The organism is Streptomyces sp. V2I9 (assembly GCF_030817475.1).
Classification (GTDB): Bacteria; Actinomycetota; Actinomycetes; order Streptomycetales; family Streptomycetaceae; genus Streptomyces.
Window position 1 is genome coordinate 25,560 of record NZ_JAUSZJ010000002.1, and the last position, 18,659, is coordinate 44,218.

Below are 18,659 nucleotides of genomic sequence, written 5' to 3' on the forward strand. Positions count from 1 at the left end.
GCCCGGAGGTCAGGCCGGGTGGGCGCAGACCGTGAAGATGCCGCCCTCGGGATCCCTGATCACCGCTTCGGTCCCCTCGGCGGGCGAGTCCACCGGCGGGCCGGCCGATCCGCCGGCCGCTCGGGCCGTCGCGGTGGCCGCTGCCAGGTCCGCGACGCGGAAGCGGACGTGCCAGCGCGGGCGCAGCCGGGGGTCCGCCGAGGACGCGTCCCCGCCGCCGCGCAGGGTGGCCACGGTGTGACCGCCCTGGCGGACGACGACGGCGTCCTCCCGGCAGGCGTAGCCGACGTCGCATCCGCCGGGCTCCTCGGACGCCCAGCCGAACACCTCGGCGTAGAAGATCGCGGAGTCGAAGGCGTGGCTCGTCCGCAGTTCGAGGGAGGCCGGGGCGTTGTCGCGGCCGAGCGACCAGGGCGGTGTACGCCCCTCCCAGAAGCCGAAACCGGCCCCTTCCCGGTCGGCGGCCACCGCTCCCCGGCCGGGGCCCAGCCGGATCGGGCCGACGGCGATCGTGCCGCCTCGTTCACGGACCCGTGCGGCGGCGGTGTCGACGTCCGCGACGGCGAAGTACGGGGTCCAGGAGACGACGGTGGGCAGACCGGGGGCGATCCGGCCGATGCCGGCCACGGGGACGGCGCCGAGGTGGGCGACGGAGAACCCCTCGCCGAGAGTGCCGGAGCGGAACGTCCACCCGAGAACCGCTCCGTAGAAGTCCTGGGCGGCCCGCAGGTCCCGTGTCATGAGGCTGACCCAGCACGGAGTGCCGTGCACGGGAGTGGTCTGCTCGGGCGCGGTCATCGGGATCCGTCTCCTCGTCCCCGCCGGTCGGCCGCCGGGTTCCGGCACCGGTCCGGCGGGTGGGCTGGTGGTCACCGGCCGTTCGCGGGCCGGTGCGCTCCGGGGCGTCACGCGCCCTCCGGAGCGACACGCCTCCATACCTACGCCGCCGGGGTCGCCTCCGCCACCCGGGCCGCACCCCGGAACGGACCGGGTACGCACCCGCCGGTCCCCCGGGGTCGACGTCTCTCGCCACCGCCCGAGGGCGCCCGGTGGCTCCGCAGCGGGGCCGGCGGGCGTGCCCCGGTTGCCCACTCACCGGCCCCGGGGCGGTGTCAGTGGCCGGTGACAGACTGACCGCATGATCTCCGAGCAGCCGAAGGCTGATCTCCAGCGCTATCTGCGATCCGCCCGCGACGCTCTCCTGTGGAAGCTCGAAGGGCTCTCCGAGTACGACGTCCGCCGTCCTCTCACGCCGACGGGGACCAATCTCCTCGGGCTGGTCAAGCACGCCGCGGGGGTGGAGCTCGGGTATTTCGGCGAGACGTTCGACCGTCGGTTCGCCGACACGCCCCACGCGTTCTCGGACGACGCGGAGGCGAACGAGGACATGTGGGCGAGGTCGGACGAATCGCGCGAGGACGTCCTCGCGCTGTACAGGCGGGTGGCGGAGCACGCGGACGCCACGATCGCCGCGCTGCCCCTCGACGCTGCCGGCCGGGTGCGGTGGTGGCCCGCGGAGCGAGCGCGGGTGACGCTGCACCAGATCCTGGTCCATGTGATCGCGGACCTCCAGCGGCACGCGGGGCACGCCGATGTCGTACGGGAGCTCATCGACGGGTCGGCCGGGCTGCAGGCGGGCAACGACAACATTCCGCCGGAGGACGCAGCCTGGTGGGAGGAGTACCGGCAGCGTCTGGAACAGGCGGCGCGGGAGGCTGAAGCGTCGGGCTGACCAGGGCCTACCGTGCGGATCGTGCCGGGTGTCGCGGGCCCGGCCGGGATCCGCCGGACACTCCCTCTCCGCAGGGCTGGTCCCCGTCGGCGAGCTCCGCGGGTTCGCCGATGCTGTGCGTGGCGGTGCGCCAGGCGGCGGTGACGGCCGCGCGGGCTGCGGCGGTCGCCGCCCCGACCTCCGGTGGCAGGTGCAGCGGGGCCCCCACGTGGACGTGGAGCCGGGGGCGGCGGGCCGGGGCGGTGAGGAAGCCGGAGATCTGCTTGACGCACGGGCCCGAGCTGACTCGGCGAGCCCCCGCCTGACCGAGCGGTACGACGGGGGCTCCGGACGCGTGGGCGAGGCGGGCGAGTCCGCTGCGGAAGCTCTCCGGCGGGGCCTCCGCCGCGTCGGTGCGGCAGGGCAGCCGGCCCTCGCCGTAGATCAGCAGATGACGGCCGTCCCGGAGCGCGAGCGCCGCCGTGTCGAGCGCGGCCGCCGCCCGGTCGGTGCCGCGGTGCACGGGCACGTGGCCGCCGCGCTCCAGCAGACGGCCGAGGACCGGGATGCGCCACAGGCCGGCGGTGGCCATGACGACGGGCTCGACGCCGAGGCGCCGCAGGGCGGCGAGGACGATGCCCGGGTCGACCAGGGAGGTGTGGTTGGCGACGATGATGCTGCCGGCGGCCGGGGCCGTGGCGCGGTCGGACGTGACCGTGAGGTGTCCGAGCGAGGGCACGACGGCGGCTGCGATGCGGCTGAGCACGGAAACTCCCCAAGGTCCGGCGGGCGGGGCCGCCTGGTGGCGGCGGTGCGGGCGGACCCGCCGCTCACGGCTCGGCCCGCTCTGCCCTCATCGTCGTGGCGGCCGGGGCGCGGGGCCTGAGTGCGCGTACTCAAGCGGGATGGGGCGACCCCCCAGCGGTCCCCTGAGGATCGGGGCGCCGTGCGACGAGGCCGGAGCGGGGCCGGTGCGGCGGCTGGGGGGGCACGCGTGGCTTCGGGGCGGCGGCCTGACGCCCGAGGCGGCCGGCTGGGAGCGCTCTCCACGCGGCTGCGTGGACCGCTCACCGGAGCACGGCCGCCGGAGCGGGGGCGGCGGGTGCCGGACGCGGGGCCTCGGTGGCAGCGAGCGGTGTCGGACGCCCGGCGTACCGCGGCCTCACGCGCTCCGCCCGCGCCGGTCGCTCGGCACGCCGGCGCGCCACGAACGCAAGAATATGGCGACGGCTTCAGGACGCGTGGCGTCCGGTGCCGGGCGGGTCCGCCCTCGGGCGGCCGCGAACCCGCGTTCCGGCTCGCTCCGGGGACGCCCAGTCGGCCGGTGCCGGGGGAAAGCCGCACGTGCTCCGCACGGCGTCTCCTAGCGGGCCGCCGCGGTCGTTCTGGCGGTACCGAAGTCGATGGCGCGGCCGGCCTCGCGCAGGACCTCCTCGGCCACGCGGCGTACTTCGGCGGGCACATCGCCCTGCTCTTCCACGAGGCCGGCGTAGATCGGTGCTTCGGTGCTGTCTGCGGAGCTCATACGGTTCGTTTCCCCGTCGGTCGGGTGCGGAAAGCCTCTGCCGGTCGGCGGAGGCGGGGGCGAGTGTACGTGGTGGGCGGTGGCGGCCGCGATTCCGTTCCGGCGCGCGGACCTCCGTCGCACCTGCTGGAACGGCGCCCGGTGCCGCCCCTGGCGGGCCCGCGCGGCGCATTCGTCACGGTCCGGAGTGCCCGGCGCCCAGGTGCTCCACGGTGAAGCCGGCCCGGTCGGCGAGCGCGGTCAGCTCGTCGGCACGGGCTGCTCGCAGGCCCACCACCGGGTAGCAGTCGGAATCGATGTCGAGAACGGCCAGAGCCGCGCCGATCTCGCGGTAGTGGCGGCCGCAGGCGTGCAGGAAGTCGTAGGTCGGCAGGGACGTCTCCGTGGTCTCGAAGAGCGCCCACGGGTCCCCGGAAGGCCGCGATTCCAGCGCCGTCAGCTGGGCCCGGATCTCCTCCCCGTCCTCCTTCCAGTCGAACTCCGCGAGCAGCCCGCGAGCGGTGAGCGCGTCGATGAGCGCGATCCAGGCGAGATTGTCCACCGGCTCGTCGATGCCCCGTTCTTCCAGCCGGTCCTCGAAGGCACTCACGTAGCCGTTCGGGTCGTCGTGGGCTCGGAGCACCTCCTCGGCGACGCCGGGATGGGCGGGGGCGAGCATCGAGGCGATCCGGGCCAGGGAGGCGCGGACGGTGTCGGCGTCGTGCGGGTCGGACATGGTGTGCTCTCCTCCGCGGCCTGGCGGCCGCCGGGTCTTCGGTACCGGTGGGGTGCCGTTCACGGCGCACAGGGAGCGCCGTGAACGGTGAGGGGCGTGGCCCGTGGAGGCGGGCCTCGGTGTGCGGGGCGGACGGCTCAGTCGTGGCGCCGCCGGGCCTCGGGCAAAGGCCGGTGGCCCTCGGTCCACTCGTTGACCCAGCCGCAGCCCGAACAGGCGTAGCGTCCGTCGAGGCCGGCGATCAGGGTCCCGCACCGGGCGCACCCGATGTAGGTGATCTCCGGGTGCTCCGTGACCGCTTCGTCCGAGGTGCGCCGCTCCGGGCCGGATGAGGCCGGCATCGTCACACGCCCCTTCCGGTGGCGTCGAGCAGGATCCGGGCGAGTTCGCGCGGCTGCGAGAACATCGGCCAGTGCCCGGTGTCCAGGGTGACGAGCTTCCACCGCTCGCTCGTCAACAGCTCGGCCACGGCGGGGTTTGGCTCGGGCCCGTCGAGCAGGCATTTGACGTACGTCGCCGGCAGCAGGCCCAGCGGGCGGGCCAGGGTCGCCGGTTCGGTGAGGGTGGCGCCGGGGTGCGGTGTCGCACCGCCGAGCAGCCGGGCGATCTGTTCGTCGCCGAGGCCCTGGTCCGCGCAGTCGGCGGCGGTCGGCGGCGGCCAGAGCCCGCCGTTGGCGGCGATGGCCGCCTCCACGCCCGTCCGGCCGTCCGGCCAGCCGGAGAGGAACGACTCGCCGTCGGCCGGGACGTCGGAGTCGACGAGAACGACGTGGGCGAGCCGGTCGCCGATCCGCTCGGCCGCCTGTCCGACCGGGATGCCGGAGTAGCTGTGCCCGACCAGGACCACGTCGTGGAGGCCGAGGCGTTCGACCTCGTCGACGATGTCCTGGACGTGCGTCTGCTGTCCCGCTGCCGTCCCTTGCCTGTCCGCGAGGCCGGACAGGGTCAGGGGGTGCACCCCGTGCCCGGCCGCGCGCAGGTCGGGCTCCACGTCGCGCCAGGCCCATGCTCCGAGCCAGGCCCCCGCCACGAGTACGAATTGCGTCATGCCAGCAACGTAGCGCAGGGGTAGGACACCGCCTCCCCGGCCGCCGGGCCCCGGGGAGGGGGCAGGGCCTCCGACCGCCGTGCCTCAGGGGCGCGACACGGCCTCGTACCCCGGTACCGCAGGGGCGGAACACCACCTCTCCGACCGTCGCACCGGCCCCCGCCCGACGTCGTCCGCGAGCCTGACGTCCCGCCGGCCGTCGCCGCTTCGCTACCTTCGCAGGACAGGTGCCGGGCGGCGGGGGTGCTCATCGCCGCCACCCGGCCTACGACCGAAGGAGAGCACCTGTGCGTTCCCCATCGCCGACGCCCCCGGCCCGGCCGTAGGCGTTCTGCTGCCACGCGATCTGCCCGCCGACCAGATCCTCCCGTATGCGCGCCGGGCCGAGGCGCTGGGGTTCGACGCCGTGTGGGTGGTCGAGGATCTCGGTTTCCGCGGAGGAGTCGCGCAGGCCGCCGCCGTCCTGGCCTCCACCGACCGGGTCCGGGTCGGCATCGGTCTGCTGCCCGCCGGAGCCCGCAACGTGGCGTTCGCGGCGCTGGAGATCGCGTCCCTCGCCCAGCTCTTTCCCGGCCGGGTCGACGTCGCGGTGGGTCATGGCATGCCCCACTGGATGCGCAGTGTCGGCCAGTGGCCCCGGAGCCCGCTCACCTTCCTCCACGAGTACGTCGACGCGTTGCGGGCACTGCTGCGCGGCGAACTCACGCGGCGGCACGGCCAGTACGTGCGCCTCGACGACGTGCGGCTCGATCCGAGCGCGCTGCCCGACGTCGTACCGGACATCCTCGCCGGCGTCCGGGGCCCCAAGTCCCTGGCCGTATCCGGCGAGGTGGCCGACGGTACGGTCCTCGCGGAGCCGGTCTCCCCCGAGTACGCTCGGACGGCGCTCGGGCACATCGCCGCCGACGGCCGCCACCGTCTGGTCGCGTACAGCGTCGCCTCCGTCGCCTCCGACCGGGCCGCTGCCCTGGCCGCCGCCCGGCCGGGACTGGAGTGGATCGGCGAGCCCGACTGGCACCCGCACATCGCACCGCTCCCGTTCGCCGACGCGCTGGCCGAGCTGCGGGCCGGGAGCGCGAGCCGCGAGGAGTTCGCGCACCGCCTGCCCGACGACTGGGTGGCGCGGCTCGCGGTGGCCGGGACCCCCGAGGAGGCCCGTGGCCGCCTCGCCGGACTCCGGGCGGCCGGCGTCACCGACACCGTCCTCGCCCCGGTCGGCCCCGACCCGGTGGGAGCGCTGGAGTCGTTGGCCTCGGTAATCGACTCCGCAGACACCACCGCCACCTCTGGCACCACGGGCAGCACAGGAAGTCCTCACATCACTGGCACCACCGGCATCACAGGCACCATCGGCACCGACCGCCCCTGAAGTGCCGCCACCGCTCCCCCGCTACCTGTCGCCTTACGCACATCGACGACCGTCTGGGATGCATTGTCGGCCGTTTCTGACTGCTTTTCGCTATGAACGGAGGCAGTGGGCCACAGCGAGGCAGGATGTCCCCGTGATGGGCAACCTCCCCGTCGTGACAACCAGTTTCGTCGGCCGCGACAGCGAACTGGTCAGCGTCGAACGGGCACTTCGAGATCATAGGCTGGTCACGCTGACCGGCAGCGGCGGGGTCGGCAAGAGCCGGCTGGCCCTGCGCACAGCCGAGCGTGCCCGCGAGCGCTACGCGGACGGCGTCTGGTGGGCCGATCTCTCCCATCTGCAGGACGAGGAGTTGCTGGCCACCACGGTCTGCGACGGCGTCGGACTGCTGGACCACAGTCACCGCCACCCGGTGGCCGCGTTGGCCGAGTGGCTCTCCGACCGGCGGCTGCTCCTCGTCCTCGACTGCTGCGACCGGATCGCCGGCCCCTGTGCGCAACTCGTGGCCGAACTGCTCGCCGCGGCTCCGGGACTGACGGTGCTGGCCACCAGCCGGGTGCCGCTGGGCACGGCCGACGAGCGGTGCGTCGAGGTACCCCCGCTCTCCGCGGGGGACGACGGCGGTGATGCCATCCGCCTCTTCCACGAGCGCGCTGCCGCCGTGGCCCCGGACCTCTCGCTCGACGATCCCGGCAACGCGACCGCCGTCGCCGAGATCTGCCGGCGGCTCGACGGCATACCGCTCGCCGTCGAACTGGCCTGTGCCCAGCTGCGCGTCAGCAGCCCCCGGGAGATCACCGGGCGGCTGGCCTCCCGGATGGAGAATCTCACCGACGACACCGTCTGGCCCCGCCGCCACCGTGCCCTGCGCACCACGATCGGCTGGAGCCACGAACTGTGCGCTCCGCTGGAGCGGCTGCTGTGGGCGCGGCTCTCCGTCTTCCGCGGGGTCATCATGGCCGCGGATGCGGAGGCGGTGTGCGCGGGCGGCCCGCTGGAGGCCGCGGCGGTCGCCCCGGTCCTGGAGCGCCTGGCCGACCAGTCGGTGCTCCGGCGGACCGGGGGCGGCTACCGGATGCTGGACACACTGCGCGAGTACGGTGCGATGTGGCTCGCCGAGCTGGCCGAGGACGTGCTCATCTCGGACCGGCACGCGCGGCACTTCGCCCACGTCGCCGTGCAGGCGTACGCGGGTTGGCTCGGGCCGTCGCAGGTCCTCTGGTACCACCGGATCGCCGACACCCACGCGGATCTGTGCGCGGCCCTGGACCATCTGCTGGCCGAGGACCCGGAGATGGCGATGGAGATGGCCGGCTGCGCAGGTCTGTTCTGGAGCTGTTGCGGCCATCTGCACCAAGCCCGTTCGTATCTGGAACGGGTGCTCGCCCTGCCGCTGTCCACCGGACCGCACCGCACCCGCGCGCTCTGGGCCCTGGGCATCACGTTGACCCTCCAGGGGGACCACGAGTCGGCACGCCGCGTCGGCGAGGAGTGCCGGGTTTCGGCCGAGGGTGACGGGGACCCCGAGGCGGTGCTCCTGGCGACCCACTCCGTGAGCTTCACCTATCTCATGATGGGCCGGCCGCTCGCCGCGTACTCGGTCAGCGACCGCGCCCTGCTCGACCACCCGGGCGACCCCGCCGACGCGCCCTCGCAGCTGCGCTGCCGGGTGATACGCCTCTTCGCCCTGTCCGCGCTGGGCCGGCTCGACGAGGCGTACGAGGAGGCCATGCGGCTCCAGCGGATCAGCCTGCGGTTCGGCGAGCACTGGGCACGGGCCTACGCGGATCACCAGCTCGCCCTCATCCACCTGCTCCAGGGCCGGCCCCGCCATGCCGAGAGCCATGCCCGAGCGATGCTCGCCGGCAAGCACGAGCTGCACGACAGTCTCGGCATAGCGCTCGGCCTCGATCTGCTGGCCGGGGCCATCGCCGCCCAGGGGAACGGAGTGGCCGCGGCCCGTGCCTCCGGTACGGGGCACACGTACTGGCGCATGATCGGCCACCCGCATCGCGGCACCCCGGAACTCGGGGCCATCCGCGAGCAGTGGGAGCTGCGGGCACGGCAGGCCGCGGGCGACTCGGCGTACGAGCTGGCCTACCGGCGCGCCTCGGCGGACGACGCCGAACGCGGACTGGCGCACGCGTTGGAGCGCGGTCTCCCCGGATGACCGGGACCTCCCGCCGCCAGGCCTCGGTACGTCCGGAGAACAGCGCCTACGATCCCGGTATGACCATCATCAGCCGCCTCCGTGCCGATCATGCCGAGGCTCTGCTCGCCTTCGAACGGGAGAACCGGGCCTACTTCGCCGCCTCCATCCCCGACCGGGGCGACCTGTACTTCGCCGAGTTCGCCGAACGCCACCGCGTCCTGCTCGCCGAACAGGACGCCGGGCTGCACCACCTCCACCTCGTCGAGGACGGCGACGGCGGCGTCCTCGGCAGGATCAACCTCGTCGAGGTGCGGGACGGTTCGGCCGAGCTGGGCTACCGGATGGCGGAGAAGGCGGCGGGACGAGGGCTGGCCACCCGGGCGGTGCGCCAGATCTGTCTCCTGGCGGTCCGGGAGTACGGGCTCACGGCCCTGCGCGCCGAGACGACGCTGGACAACGCGGGCTCCCGCGCGGTGCTGGCGCGCGCGGGGTTCGAGCCGGTGGAGGACGTCATGTTCGGCGACCGCCCCGGCCACCGGTACGCCCTGGACCTGAGCGGGGGCGTCCCCTCGGCGCGCTGAACGGCGCGGGTCTTCGTTCGGATGGTGCCGGGCTCGCGGCACACGCCACGGCCGGCGCCGGGAATGCCCCGGCCGTCCCGGCGCGACCTCCGCGAGGCCCCCGGAGCGGGCCACGAACCGTCGCCACGACCCCGAAAAGGGGCACGCCGGGTCTCCGGTGTGCCCCTTCGCGGATCGGACGGGCGGTGATCAGTCCTCGTCGCTCTCCTCGCGGACGATGGTGTCGTTCTTGGCGTCCACGTCGAAGGTCGTCTTCTTCCAGTCGGAGCCGACCACGTCGACCTTCCAGATGACGCCCTTGCCGTCGTTGTCGTCGAGACTGACGGAGGTGACCGTCCCCTTCTTCTTCTCGGTGGCGACCTTGGCGGCCTGTTGCGGTGTCTGGGTGGCCTGCGCGAGCAGGTCGGCCGTCTGCTTCTTGTCGTCGGCGTCCTGGTCCGCGTCGACACGGGCTTCGATCACCTTGCCGTCGACCGCGTTGATCCGGACGGTGTGGATCGTGCCGTCCTTCTCCGCGACCTCCGCGACCCAGACCGGTCCCTCGGCGGCGGCGCTCGCGCTGGGCGAGCCGCTTCCGCTCGGGCTGGCGGAGCCGGACGGTTCCGCCGAGCCCGAGGGACTCGCCGAGCCCGTGGGGCTGCCGGAGCCGGACGGGCTGGGGCTCTGCCCGTTGTCGTCGTCCACGCCCTCCAGGTCCAGCTCGACCAGCTTGCCTCCGGCGACCTCGCCGGTGGCCGTACCGGCGGCGTCCTCGAAGGTGACCTTCGTCTCGTCGAGCACCTTCTTGCGCTCCTGCTGGTCCTTCGTGAGCTCGGCGCTGGCCGAGGGCGAGGTCGTCTGCTTCTGCGGGACGACCTTCGCGGCCTCGGAGGTGGCCGCGCCCGTGGCGCTGTCCGAGCTCTGGCCGCATCCGGTCATCAGGACGGCCGTGGCGGCGGCCAGGGAGAGGGCGCCGACCGCCTTGAGGGTGCGGGAACGGGAAGAGGCACTGTTCGTTCGTCGGGGCTCAAGTCTCATGCACGCATGACTACCGCCCGAACCCACCCGTCATGTTGTCCTACCGGCCGGAGTCACCCGATCGACCGGACGGGTCCGCCCGTTGGCCGTCGCTCCTCGGGCGGCGAGCACCAGGGTGCGAAACAATGGCGGCAGAACCGTATTCTCTCGCACCCGGCCGGGAGGCCGTCATGGGAAACATGGTGCACACCGATCGTTACGAGCTCATCTTCCAGATGTCCGGCGCCACCGACGACGTGGTCCTCGTCCGGATGACCGACCGGCTGGGGGCGGGCGGATTTCCGGTGTACGAGGACGAGACCGGGATCGTCCGCGCCGAGATCAGCGACCGGGGCGAGGTCCGCATGATCGCCACCGGCGGCCACCAGGCTCCGGGGGCCCCTCTGCTCGCCCGGCCGCTCGGCGAGGACGCCCCGGAAACCCCGTGACCGGGCCGTGGCGCTGCATCTGGTCGGCGGCCTGATCCGTCCCCGTACCCGCGCGGCGATCGACGCCGGGCCCTTCGGTGCGTACGCCGCGGATGCGACCGGCTCCGGCGCCTCTCCGGCCACCGCCGCCGCCCGACGCCGCTGCCCCGGGGCGACGGCGCCACAACCGCGTACGGGGCCGTTAGGTTGTGGACCGTGACCGAACACTGGAACGCCACCGCCCCCGGCGTCCTGGCCCTTCCTTCCGGACGGCTGGTACGGGGCAGGGGCCTGCGCCGTCCGTTGCCCTCGGGGCCCGTGCCGGACTTCGCCGTTCATCTGCTGGGCCGCACCCCGCCCCCGGTCGCCTGGGAGTCCCGGTGGCTGCGGTGGCCGGACTTCCGGCTCCCGGCGGACCGGGCGGCGGCACTCGACGTCCTCCGGGAGGTCTGGGACCGGGCCGCCGACGATCGGGTCGAGGTGGCCTGCGGCGGCGGGATGGGCCGCACCGGGACGGCGCTGGCCTGCCTGGCCGTCCTGGACGGGGTCCCGGCCCACGAGGCGGTGGCGTTCGTGCGTGCCGGCTACCACCCGCGGGCGGTGGAGACGCCCTGGCAGCGCCGTTATGTACGGAACTTCGCGCCCCGCTAGCCGACACGTCACCGCCCGTCCGGCGACTCCGGACGGGCTGGACCCTACGGCCGCCCCGGCACGTTCTTGAAGGTCCCGGGGACCGGAAGGGTGCTCCAGCGGCCCACCGGCCACGCGACGACGACGGCCCGGCCCACGACCTCGTCCACCGGGACCATCCCCTTGCCGGGGTCGTCCTGGTGGTAGCGGAAGTCGGCGGATGCCTGGCGGTGGTCCCCCATCACCCAGAGCTTGCCCTCGGGCACGGTGACCTTGAACTGGCCGCCCTCGTCGTCGCTGCACGGGGTGTTGCCGGGGAAGACGTACGGTTCGTCCAGGGCGGTGCCGTTGACCTTGACCGGCCCTTCGCCCGCGCACTCCACGGTGTCGCCCGCGACGCCGATGACCCGCTTGATGAGGTCCTTCTGCTCGGCGGAGGGCATCACCCCGATGAAGCTCAGCACCTTCTGCACGGAGTTGGGCTCGTCCACGGGCACTCCCGCGAGCCAGTCGGCAGGGTCGTGGAAGACGACCACCTCACCGCGCTCGGGCTCCGACCCGAACCACGGGGTCAGTTTGTCGACGAGGACCCGGTCGCCCTGCTGCAGGGTGTTCTGCATGGAATCCGAGGGAATGGAGAACGCCTGCAGCAGGAACGTCTTGATGAGGAGGGCCAGCACCAGCGCGAGTCCGACGAGGAGCGGCAGCTCCACCCAGAACGGCCGATTCTTCCGTACTCTCGACCGCCGTGTGCCCGCACGCCCCATTGCACCGCTCCTCGCCCCGCGTACCACCCGTCCGTCCCTGGCGGGACGGATCCGGTGATCCACTCTAGGGGGCGGCGCACACCGGGGAGGGCGCTATGCCGGTTCCGCACCGACCGGCGGGACGGTCGCTCCCTCGCCGGCGCGCACGGCGTCGACCACACTCTGGTGGAAGGAGCGGCTCTCCTCCTCGGAAGGGCACGGCACCGGACTGCCGGTGAGCGTGAACCAGTCCGAGGAGCCGCTGTACTGCACGGCCACCGACGCCTGGCCGTCGGACCAGGTGGTGTGGACCGTGAGGTCGCCGCTGAGGACGCCCGCTTCTTCGGTGCGTACTCCGCCGGCTCCCGCGTAGACGCCGCTGGTCGTCCACGATGCCCAGTTCATGACGGTCACCTCTCGGACGAGGACAAGCCTGGCCAGCCCGCTGACTTCTTCCGAGTATGGCACCGCCGATCGGACGACGCACGGTTGCGCGAGGGGCCGGTCCGTGCACCGGCTTCCTCAGGCGCGTTCCAGCATTCCCCGCACGTAGGCGGCCTGGCCCGCGTGCTGGAGGTCCTCGGCGACGACGCTGATCAGCCGGACGCCCAGCGTCACCGGGGGCGACCAGTTCTCGTCGACGATCCGGTCCAGGGCGTGGCCCTCCAGCCCCGCGACGAAGTCGAGGGTCCGCTCCTGCACGGCGTCGAAGTAGCCGAGGAGGAGGTCGGCCGAGTCCACGCGTACGGCGGCGACCTCGTCGGCACTCTGCCCGTAGCCGGTCGCCGACGCGTCGAACGGGAGCGCGAAGCGGTCGGCCCAGCCCTCGGTGAGCCAGATCTGCTCGGTTCCGGCGGCATCGGCGATGTGGTCGTCCTGGACGCGGGTGAGATGCCAGACGAGCCAGGAGATCGAGTTGGCCCCCGGATCGACGCGGGCGTCGAGGTCGCCGGGTGTGAGTCCTTCGACGGCGGCGTGGACCGCTTCCCCGATCCGGTCGAACGCTTCGGCCAGCATGCCTGCGGTGTTCATCCGCCCACTCTGGCCCCGAAGGCCCGCTGCGCCGGGATGCGACACACCGCACGGCCTGCGGTGAGGCCGGAGGGCCGGCCTCACGCTCCTCGGCGCAGTCCGTGCAGCCAGTCGGTCAGCAGGCGGTTGACCTCGTCGGGGCGTTCCTGCTGGATCCAGTGGCCGCACCCGTCGAGGACGTGGGAGGAGGAAAGGCCGGGGAGGGTTCTCGAGTAGGCGTCGATGGCGTCGGACATCCAGGTGGTGGAGGCGTCCAGGGCGCCGCCGATGAAGATCGAGGGCTGGGTGACCGGGGCTCCGTCCCAGGCGGCGAGGTCCTCCCAGTCCCGGTCGACGTTGCGGTACCGGTTGAGCGCGCCGGTCAGGCCGGTGCGCTCGAACTCCTCCGCGTAGAAGTCGAGGTCGCGCTCGTCGAGCCAGCCGGGCAGATCTCCGGTGGGGAACCGGTCGGCCATGCGCGCGCCCTGCGGTACGAAGAAGGGACCGGGATGGCCGTCGCGTGCCGGAGCGTCGCCGGAGAGGCCCGTGTAGAAGCCGGCGAGCCAGCCCCGTACGTCCGGTTCGATCTCCGCCTCGGCCCGGCCGGGGGTCTGGAAGTAGCTGACGTAGAACTCCTCCTCCCCGCCGATGCCCGCGAAGCCGTCGGTGGGGCGGGGACCGCCGCGGGGGGCGTAGGGGACGCTGAGCAGGGCGACCGCGGTGAAGACGTCCGGCCGGAGCAGCGCGCTGTTCGCGGCTATGGGCGAGCCCCAGTCGTGCCCCACGATCGTGGCGGTCCCCTCGCCCAGGGCGTGGACGACGGCGGTGTTGTCGGCGACGTGGGCGAGCATGCGGTAGGCGTCGGTGGCGGCGGGGGCGGAGGAGCGCCCGTAGCCGCGTACGTCGATGGCGGCGGCGCGGTATCCGGCGGCCGCCAGGGCGGGGAGTTGGTGGCGCCAGGAGTACCAGGACTCGGGGAAGCCGTGGACGAGCAGGACGAGTGGTCCCTCGCCCTGCTCGACGCAGTGGATCCGGCCGCCGGGGACGTCGACCGTCCGGTGTGTCGCGCCGGGGAGGACGGTGGAGGGGCAGGCGACGCGCTCCGTGGACGGGGCGGGTACGGACGTGGGCTCGGTCATAACTCCTCCTGGGGCGGACGGTCGTGACGTTCGGCGGGCGGACCGGCGTGGAGGCCGGACCGCCCGGTCACGATCATTCGGCCGGTGCCACCGCCCGACAAGGATTTTTGCCGATCCGGCAAAGCGGGGTCCGAGGCGGTGAGGACCGGGAGCTTCAGCAGTGGTCCGAGGCGGTTCAGACGAGGAGCTTCAGCAGGTGGGCGCAGGCGGCGGCCTCGTCCGGGTGGCGGGTGAGGACGTCGTACGTTCCGCGCTCGAACGCCCCGGTCTCCCAGCAGTCGCCCGGACCCCGCCGGACGAAGAGGAAGTCCGTCGGGGTGGGGGCGGGCTCATGGACGCCCTCGATCCAGTAGTAGCCGCCGGGGATGTGCGCCTCGACGAGTGCGGTGTGCAGGGCCCGGCGGTCCACGGGGTTACGCCCCCGCGGGCGTCAGGTAGGCGTGGTCCAGCAGCCACTTCACGTTGAGCCGCTGCCCCTCGCCGGGATTCAGGAAGACGGCGTCGAGCTTGATCTGCTGACCGCCGCCCGGCTGCTCGAACCAGGGGGCGATGGCGCCCTGCCAGACCCAGAACGGCTTGGCGACCTTGTAGACGCGGTAGTCGCACGGGGTGTCGGCGTCGCGGGTGTTGAGGTTCTGCGGGGGAAGGGCACGTTCGGCGTAGGCGTCGCCCGCCGGGGCCAGGTAGCCGCCGTACTCGGAGCCGAAACGGTCCAGGCGCTGGCCGGTACGGAGCTCGACGGGCTCCTTGTCGACCTCGCCGTTCACCTCGGCGAATCCGTCGTTGGGCGGGTACTTCCAGCTGCCGGTGTCGGCGGGGCCTTCCCAGTACTTCTTGAGGAAGTCCTGCGGTGTGAGGTCGCCGGTGCGCTGGTAGCCCTTCAGGAGCGGGCCGACCGGCGCGAGCCGCTTGCCGGGCAGCCACTTGGGGCCGAGGCGGGCGTCTCCGCGGAACTTTCCGGTGCAGGGTTCGTGGCGTTCGGCGGCGGGCGCGGGCCGGGCGGACGCCGGTGCGGCGCTCGCCGCCGGGGCGGAGATCAGTCCGGCGGTGATGCCGAGCGCGGCGAGTACGGTGCTGACGCGGTTCATTCAGGGGTCTCCCGGGGGACTGACGATCGATCAGGACAGCTGACGTAGAGTAGCCGCTCGATCACGTGAAGGATTCGCACCGTGCCGCTTTCCGGCCATCGGGCCCAGCGGCACGCCCCGACCGCGGTGAGGCGCGACCGGGGCGTGCAGGACGACAGCTCGGGGTCCTCACCCCGCTCGATCGAAGCCGCAGCCGCAGCGACGGGTGAGCCCCCGTGGCCCTTCGTCGCTCCGCGGTGCGTACGGGACCGACCCGCGCTCACCGGGCCTGTCGGGTGGGCGGGTTGCGTGCGCAGGCGTGAGCGGCGCCGGAGCACGCCGGACCGCACCCGGCGACGCGTGCGCGAAACGTGGCACGAGCGTGGTTCGCCAGGGCCGCCGCTTCCCGGTGCCCGGACGGGCGGCCGCGCACACCGCGCCCTGCCGCCTCTTCGAAGCGATCACCGCCGGTCGTCGGCGAACCGGACCGAGACGCGTTCGAAGCCGAGGGAGCCGAGCAGCCCCTTCAGCATCTCGGCGGTGTTCTTCTCGGCACGGGCCGTCAGCTCGCTCTCCCTCGCCGCCTCCGCGATGCGCTGGGCGGCGAGCTTGTTGACCGCCTGCTCACTGCCGGGATTGTCGGAGAAGAAGTCGCCCAGCCGGTCCAGCAGACCCCGCTGCTTGGACACCGCGTACGAGCGGTCGGGGTCGAGGGCCGGCTTGCCCAGGACGGCGCGAGGAAGGCGGAGTTCGGCCTCGGTACGGTCCTCGTTCACCACGACGCCGTCCTCGGTGAGCCTGCCGAGGTCCACGGAGGCGTCGACCGTGCCGGCACCGACGAACAGCGTGCGGGTGCCGCGCAGGGCGTCGGGGACGAACTTGGCGTCCTTCTCCAGGTCGACGACCACCTGGAAGTTGCCCGAGGCGGCCTCGTACGCGCTCATGTCCTGGATCGACTTGAGCACGGCGGGACCCGACCGGTCGTGGGTCTCCTCACCGAAGAAGTCGTCGATCTCCGGCAGCAGGTTGAGCCGACTGCCGGCGAACAGCAGGGCCAGTACGGCCGTGCCGATGCCGAGAGTCTTCAGCCACCGCCGGGAGGCGCGGGCGTCACGTTTTCCGCCGCCGTGCGGCGCGGGCTCTGTGGTTACGTCGCTGGGCGTCATGGACTGCGTCTGACCCGAACCCGGTGCCTTCAGTCCGTCTCTCTCCTTTTCACGGCTGAACTCCCCCACAAAATGGTCCTGTTCCGGTACGGACGGGCAGACGCTCCGACTCTCCCCGGTCGCGGGGGCGATACCCCGGCGACGGGCCCGCTCAGCAGGGTGAGGGCTCCACCCGCACCCGGTCACTCTCGCCGTCGGAGAGGAACGACGCCAGCCCCCTGCCTTCGTCGGCCACGGCGGCGCGGTCGGTACGGGAGAAGGCGCGCAACGGCTCCACGCTCACCACTCCTTCGGTGACCCGCCAGGTGGCGGACACCCGGCCGTCGACCAGCACCACACGCTCACCGGCGACCGAAAGGCCGCGGTGCTGGTCATCGATGATGCGGCCGCGGTCCTGGTAGCCGAGGATCGCGTTGTCGAAGGCGGGCAGAAAGCGCACGGGGGCGGGGGTGTCCGGGTCCGGGCGTGGAGCGTCGGGCAGGTCGAGCAGTTCCCGGCCCCGCTCGTCGCGGAAGCGGACCAGTTCGTCACGGACCGCGGCCACCGCGCCGGGCAGCCCGGCCAGGCCGGACCAGGCGCGCAGGTCTGCCGTGGTGGCGGGCCCGTGGGCGGCCAGATACCGCCGGACCAGGGCCCGGCCGACCGGGTCGGTCCCGTCGGGGGCGGGCGGGTCGACCGGGCGGCCGAGCCAGGAGGAGAGGGCGACGTTGCGCACGCCGCCCTTCGTCCGCCACAGCCCGCGGGGCGGGGCCTGGGCCATCGGGACGAGGGCCGCGACCACCATCTCGCCCAGCGACCGGGGCCCCGGACCGGGCCGGGGCCCGGCGAGCTCCCGCACGATCTCGGCCGCCGTACGGGGCTCTCCGTCCGCCATCAACTCCCGTGCTTCGGAGGCGAGTTCTTCGAGGTCGATGTCTTTCAGCTCGTCCCGGTAGACCCCGAGCACGCGTTGGCGCAGCATCGCGTCGTGGCGGGACCGCCAGGCGAGGACGTCGTCGGCGGTCACGAGGTGGACCGTACGGCGCATCAGATGGGTGCGCACGACGTGCCGCCCGGTCAGCAGGTCCGAGAGGACGGCCGGATCGAAGCCGGCCAGCCGGGACCAGAGCCCGACGAAGGGCTCCTGCGGTTCCTGTGCCTGTAGGCCGCAGAGGTGGGCCACCGCGTCCGCGACCGGCAGACCGGACCGGTAGAGCAGCAGCTGTCTGGCGAGCGTGGCGCGGTTGAGCGCCCGGCTGTCGAGGACGGTCACCGTGTCGTCTCTTCCGTTCGGTAGCCCGATGCCCGCGTTCTCAGGTCGCCTGCCGTCCGTCGAGCGTTTCGCGCAGGATGTCCGCGTGCCCGGCGTGCTGGGCGGTCTCGATGACGACGTGGGCCAGCACCCGCCGTACGCTCCACTCGCCGCCGGGCTCGTTCCAGGGCGCCTCGGGGAGCGGGTGCGCCGCCGAGAGGTCGGGCACGGCGAGCACGATCTTCTCGGTGCGGGCGGCGACGTCTTCGTACGTCCGGAGGACTCCGGCCAGCGTCTCACCCGGCTGCATCCGGAACTCCTTCTCCCGGTCGATCGCCCATTGCGGGTACGCGCGTGCCGTGCCGGCCACGAGGTCGTCCCAGGTGACGCCGTCGGGGAGGGCGAAGTCCATCGCGGACGGGCCCTCGGTGACGAAGTCCAGCCAGCTCTGCTCCATGGCGGCGACGTGCTTGACGAGGCCTCCCAGACACAGCGCGCTGACCGTCGGGGCCCGGCCGGCCTGCTCGTCGTCGATCCCCTCGACCGCGCCGAGCAGCGCGGCTCGCGCGGCGGCGAGGGCGGCGAGCACGTCGGTGCGCTCGGGGTCGGGGGACGTGGAGGCGGTGGAGGCAGTCATGGTCATCGGGTCCTTCCGGTGGTTCCCGTTGTGCGGTACGGCTCCACCTTCGCAAGCGAATAGGCCAGGGTGTGGCCTATTCGCCGCCTCATACCGGCTCCGTGCCGAAGACCTGCGGCGGGCCCGCGCGGCCGGGGCGGCCATCTGCCCCCTCCTCCTCTCCCGGCAGCCGGCGGCCCTCCGGTCCATGCCCACGTCCGCGACAGCGCCGTGCGCCGGCCGCCGCTGGTGCCGAAGAGGACGGGCACAACACGATCGGTTGACCGCCCGACCGCTGGTCGGCAACGTCGCCTCAGCTCCGTGCCGTTCGTTTCATGAACGCGTGGGCGCCACGGAGCTGGGTGATCAGCTTCTGCTGCGTGGTGGGGCTGTCGGGTCGTACGTCGGGCCCGCCGGGCAGTCCCGTATCGGAGCGGCGGCCGCTGGGCAGCTGTGCGGGGTCGAGATCCGTCACGACGGGCGATGAACTCACCCGGTTCGTGGCGGCTCAACGCGTCCGGTCCGGCG

Annotated in this window: 23 protein-coding genes; 6 read left to right on the forward strand and 17 right to left on the reverse strand. The window is 73.3% G+C overall.

All coding sequences use genetic code 11. The annotated features are described in order from the left end of the window. Positions 1-9: 9 nt before the first annotated feature. Entirely contained in the window at positions 10-798 is a 789-nt protein-coding gene (locus QFZ71_RS00160; protein ID WP_307666189.1) for a VOC family protein, read from the reverse strand. Between the two features lie 340 nt (positions 799-1,138). Here QFZ71_RS00160 and QFZ71_RS00165 point away from each other — a divergent pair, with 340 nt between their 5' ends. Further along, complete coding sequence (locus QFZ71_RS00165) at positions 1,139-1,732, forward strand: DinB family protein (RefSeq protein WP_307666190.1); 594 nt, start codon at positions 1,139-1,141, stop codon at positions 1,730-1,732. A 7-nt stretch (positions 1,733-1,739) separates the two neighbouring features. Here QFZ71_RS00165 and QFZ71_RS00170 read toward each other — a convergent pair whose 3' ends face one another. The 5 genes from QFZ71_RS00170 to QFZ71_RS00190 all read right to left on the reverse strand — a co-directional run bounded on the left by QFZ71_RS00170 (position 1,740) and on the right by QFZ71_RS00190 (position 4,999). After that, positions 1,740-2,477 carry a 1-acyl-sn-glycerol-3-phosphate acyltransferase gene (locus tag QFZ71_RS00170; RefSeq protein WP_307666191.1) on the reverse strand — a complete coding sequence of 246 codons (738 nt, stop codon included), beginning with the start codon at positions 2,475-2,477 and terminating at the stop codon, positions 1,740-1,742. Positions 2,478-3,074: 597 nt separating this feature from the next. After that, positions 3,075-3,236, reverse strand: coding sequence for a hypothetical protein (locus QFZ71_RS00175; RefSeq protein WP_307666192.1), 162 nt, complete (start codon positions 3,234-3,236; stop codon positions 3,075-3,077). A 175-nt stretch (positions 3,237-3,411) separates the two neighbouring features. Next, positions 3,412-3,951, reverse strand: a complete 540-nt coding sequence (locus tag QFZ71_RS00180) for a DUF6630 family protein (RefSeq protein WP_307666193.1) — start codon at positions 3,949-3,951, stop codon at positions 3,412-3,414. A 137-nt stretch (positions 3,952-4,088) separates the two neighbouring features. Continuing rightward, positions 4,089-4,292 (reverse strand): hypothetical protein, encoded by a 204-nt coding sequence (locus QFZ71_RS00185; RefSeq protein ID WP_307666194.1) that lies wholly within the window; start codon positions 4,290-4,292, stop codon positions 4,089-4,091. 2 nt (positions 4,293-4,294) lie between these two features. Beyond that, entirely contained in the window at positions 4,295-4,999 is a 705-nt protein-coding gene (locus QFZ71_RS00190; protein WP_307666195.1) for an alpha/beta fold hydrolase, read from the reverse strand. Between the two features lie 298 nt (positions 5,000-5,297). On the opposite strand from QFZ71_RS00190, the gene QFZ71_RS00195 reads away from it, so the two are divergent. The 3 genes from QFZ71_RS00195 (at position 5,298) to QFZ71_RS00205 (ending at position 9,101) form a co-directional block, all read left to right on the forward strand. Beyond that, a complete protein-coding gene (locus QFZ71_RS00195; RefSeq protein ID WP_307671293.1) occupies positions 5,298-6,368 on the forward strand; it encodes an LLM class flavin-dependent oxidoreductase in 1,071 nt (356 codons plus the stop codon). A 136-nt stretch (positions 6,369-6,504) separates the two neighbouring features. Further along, a complete protein-coding gene (locus QFZ71_RS00200; protein ID WP_307671294.1) occupies positions 6,505-8,538 on the forward strand; it encodes a regulator in 2,034 nt (677 codons plus the stop codon). A 59-nt stretch (positions 8,539-8,597) separates the two neighbouring features. Continuing rightward, entirely contained in the window at positions 8,598-9,101 is a 504-nt protein-coding gene (locus QFZ71_RS00205; RefSeq protein WP_307666196.1) for a GNAT family N-acetyltransferase, read from the forward strand. 189 nt (positions 9,102-9,290) lie between these two features. On the opposite strand, the gene QFZ71_RS00210 is transcribed toward QFZ71_RS00205, so the two are convergent. Beyond that, positions 9,291-10,118, reverse strand: coding sequence for a PepSY domain-containing protein (locus QFZ71_RS00210; protein ID WP_307666197.1), 828 nt, complete (start codon positions 10,116-10,118; stop codon positions 9,291-9,293). 179 nt (positions 10,119-10,297) lie between these two features. Here QFZ71_RS00210 and QFZ71_RS00215 point away from each other — a divergent pair, with 179 nt between their 5' ends. Both QFZ71_RS00215 and QFZ71_RS00220 read left to right on the forward strand, forming a co-directional pair. After that, positions 10,298-10,546 (forward strand): DUF6296 family protein, encoded by a 249-nt coding sequence (locus QFZ71_RS00215; protein WP_307671295.1) that lies wholly within the window; start codon positions 10,298-10,300, stop codon positions 10,544-10,546. Between the two features lie 195 nt (positions 10,547-10,741). Then, positions 10,742-11,176 (forward strand): protein-tyrosine phosphatase family protein, encoded by a 435-nt coding sequence (locus tag QFZ71_RS00220; protein ID WP_307666198.1) that lies wholly within the window; start codon positions 10,742-10,744, stop codon positions 11,174-11,176. A gap of 44 nt (positions 11,177-11,220) precedes the next feature. Here QFZ71_RS00220 and lepB read toward each other — a convergent pair whose 3' ends face one another. The 10 genes from lepB to QFZ71_RS00270 form a co-directional block, all read right to left on the reverse strand. Then, positions 11,221-11,922: a signal peptidase I gene (gene lepB / locus QFZ71_RS00225; protein ID WP_307666199.1), complete on the reverse strand. Its 702-nt coding sequence runs from the start codon at positions 11,920-11,922 to the stop codon at positions 11,221-11,223. A 93-nt stretch (positions 11,923-12,015) separates the two neighbouring features. After that, positions 12,016-12,306 (reverse strand): hypothetical protein, encoded by a 291-nt coding sequence (locus QFZ71_RS00230; protein ID WP_307666200.1) that lies wholly within the window; start codon positions 12,304-12,306, stop codon positions 12,016-12,018. Positions 12,307-12,423: 117 nt separating this feature from the next. Beyond that, positions 12,424-12,933 (reverse strand): DUF664 domain-containing protein, encoded by a 510-nt coding sequence (locus QFZ71_RS00235; RefSeq protein WP_307666201.1) that lies wholly within the window; start codon positions 12,931-12,933, stop codon positions 12,424-12,426. Positions 12,934-13,013: 80 nt separating this feature from the next. Next, on the reverse strand, positions 13,014-14,051 hold the full coding sequence (locus QFZ71_RS00240; protein ID WP_307666202.1) for an alpha/beta fold hydrolase: 1,038 nt from the start codon (positions 14,049-14,051) through the stop codon (positions 13,014-13,016). 175 nt (positions 14,052-14,226) lie between these two features. Next, positions 14,227-14,460, reverse strand: a complete 234-nt coding sequence (locus QFZ71_RS00245) for a hypothetical protein (protein WP_307666203.1) — start codon at positions 14,458-14,460, stop codon at positions 14,227-14,229. Between the two features lie 4 nt (positions 14,461-14,464). Beyond that, positions 14,465-15,139 carry a TNT domain-containing protein gene (locus QFZ71_RS00250; protein ID WP_307666204.1) on the reverse strand — a complete coding sequence of 225 codons (675 nt, stop codon included), beginning with the start codon at positions 15,137-15,139 and terminating at the stop codon, positions 14,465-14,467. Between the two features lie 440 nt (positions 15,140-15,579). Next, entirely contained in the window at positions 15,580-16,284 is a 705-nt protein-coding gene (locus QFZ71_RS00255) for a DUF4230 domain-containing protein (RefSeq protein WP_307666205.1), read from the reverse strand. Positions 16,285-16,435: 151 nt separating this feature from the next. Continuing rightward, on the reverse strand, positions 16,436-17,536 hold the full coding sequence (locus tag QFZ71_RS00260) for a winged helix DNA-binding domain-containing protein (RefSeq protein ID WP_307666206.1): 1,101 nt from the start codon (positions 17,534-17,536) through the stop codon (positions 16,436-16,438). Positions 17,537-17,576: 40 nt separating this feature from the next. Next, positions 17,577-18,158 (reverse strand): DinB family protein, encoded by a 582-nt coding sequence (locus QFZ71_RS00265; RefSeq protein ID WP_307666207.1) that lies wholly within the window; start codon positions 18,156-18,158, stop codon positions 17,577-17,579. Positions 18,159-18,444: 286 nt separating this feature from the next. After that, the gene (locus tag QFZ71_RS00270; protein ID WP_307666208.1) at positions 18,445-18,606 is read right to left on the reverse strand and encodes a hypothetical protein; all 162 of its coding nucleotides are present in this window, start codon (positions 18,604-18,606) and stop codon (positions 18,445-18,447) included. Between the last annotated feature and the right edge of the window lie 53 nt (positions 18,607-18,659).

What these genes read in the sequence shown, in the direction of transcription:
- QFZ71_RS00250 (WP_307666204.1), bottom strand. Translation starts at nt 15,139, where the DNA reads ATGAACCGCGTCAGCACCGTACTCGCCGCGCTCGGCATCACCGCCGGA.
- QFZ71_RS00235 (WP_307666201.1), bottom strand. Translation starts at nt 12,933, where the DNA reads ATGAACACCGCAGGCATGCTGGCCGAAGCGTTCGACCGGATCGGGGAA.
- QFZ71_RS00190 (WP_307666195.1), bottom strand. Translation starts at nt 4,999, where the DNA reads ATGACGCAATTCGTACTCGTGGCGGGGGCCTGGCTCGGAGCATGGGCC.
- QFZ71_RS00185 (WP_307666194.1), bottom strand. Translation starts at nt 4,292, where the DNA reads ATGCCGGCCTCATCCGGCCCGGAGCGGCGCACCTCGGACGAAGCGGTC.
- QFZ71_RS00210 (WP_307666197.1), bottom strand. Translation starts at nt 10,118, where the DNA reads ATGAGACTTGAGCCCCGACGAACGAACAGTGCCTCTTCCCGTTCCCGC.
- QFZ71_RS00175 (WP_307666192.1), bottom strand. Translation starts at nt 3,236, where the DNA reads ATGAGCTCCGCAGACAGCACCGAAGCACCGATCTACGCCGGCCTCGTG.
- QFZ71_RS00230 (WP_307666200.1), bottom strand. Translation starts at nt 12,306, where the DNA reads ATGAACTGGGCATCGTGGACGACCAGCGGCGTCTACGCGGGAGCCGGC.
- QFZ71_RS00200 (WP_307671294.1), top strand. Translation starts at nt 6,505, where the DNA reads ATGGGCAACCTCCCCGTCGTGACAACCAGTTTCGTCGGCCGCGACAGC.
- QFZ71_RS00165 (WP_307666190.1), top strand. Translation starts at nt 1,139, where the DNA reads ATGATCTCCGAGCAGCCGAAGGCTGATCTCCAGCGCTATCTGCGATCC.
- QFZ71_RS00265 (WP_307666207.1), bottom strand. Translation starts at nt 18,158, where the DNA reads ATGACCATGACTGCCTCCACCGCCTCCACGTCCCCCGACCCCGAGCGC.
- QFZ71_RS00240 (WP_307666202.1), bottom strand. Translation starts at nt 14,051, where the DNA reads ATGACCGAGCCCACGTCCGTACCCGCCCCGTCCACGGAGCGCGTCGCC.
- QFZ71_RS00180 (WP_307666193.1), bottom strand. Translation starts at nt 3,951, where the DNA reads ATGTCCGACCCGCACGACGCCGACACCGTCCGCGCCTCCCTGGCCCGG.
- QFZ71_RS00215 (WP_307671295.1), top strand. Translation starts at nt 10,298, where the DNA reads ATGGTGCACACCGATCGTTACGAGCTCATCTTCCAGATGTCCGGCGCC.
- lepB (WP_307666199.1), bottom strand. Translation starts at nt 11,922, where the DNA reads ATGGGGCGTGCGGGCACACGGCGGTCGAGAGTACGGAAGAATCGGCCG.
- QFZ71_RS00205 (WP_307666196.1), top strand. Translation starts at nt 8,598, where the DNA reads ATGACCATCATCAGCCGCCTCCGTGCCGATCATGCCGAGGCTCTGCTC.
- QFZ71_RS00255 (WP_307666205.1), bottom strand. Translation starts at nt 16,284, where the DNA reads ATGACGCCCAGCGACGTAACCACAGAGCCCGCGCCGCACGGCGGCGGA.
- QFZ71_RS00160 (WP_307666189.1), bottom strand. Translation starts at nt 798, where the DNA reads ATGACCGCGCCCGAGCAGACCACTCCCGTGCACGGCACTCCGTGCTGG.